The 683-nt window shown below is 45.8% G+C and carries 1 protein-coding gene; it reads right to left on the reverse strand.

Features of this window, described 5'->3' with window-relative positions:
- Positions 1 to 683, reverse strand: a 683-nt coding sequence (locus A3763_RS06020) for a trypsin-like peptidase domain-containing protein (RefSeq protein ID WP_156494955.1), incomplete at both ends; no start/stop codon positions are given.

Raw genomic sequence — 683 nt, forward strand, 5'->3', positions numbered from 1 at the left:
TGTGTTCCGAACGAGAAGGCTTCAGCTAACTCAGGGCTTAAGTCTTGGAAACGGGCACCGATACCGCCGCGTTTTACTTCACCAAACTGGATAAGTTGTGACATAACTGATTGGCTGACTTCAGTTGGAATGGCAAAGCCAATGCCAACGTTTCCTCCGGCTGGAGCGATAATGGCGGAGTTGATGCCAACTAAGTTGCCATTGAGGTCAATTAATGCGCCGCCTGAATTGCCGGGGTTAATGGAGGCATCGGTTTGAATAAAATCTTCGTACCCCTGGATGCCAAGACCATTCCGCCCAAGTGCGCTGACAATTCCAGTAGTCACCGTTTGCCCAATACCAAAGGGGTTACCAATGGCAATTACAAAGTCGCCAACGGCTAGGGAGTTAGAGTCGGCGATTTTCAAAGATGACAACTTTTCTGCATCGATCTTCAGCAAAGCGATATCAACCTTCTTGTCGGAACCTACTAAGGTGGCTTTGAATTGACGCCCGTCCTGAAGTTTTACTTCGATATCGTTAGAGTCAGCAATGACATGATGATTGGTAAGAATATAGCCTTCTTTTGCATCAACTATTACACCGGAGCCAGCACTTTGAACTTGGCGTGACTCTTCAATTTCATCAGGAAAAGAGAAGAAATGTCGAAAAAATGGTGACTGTAGTAAAGGGTTATATTTACG

It is taken from the genome of Oleiphilus sp. HI0128 (assembly GCF_001635365.1).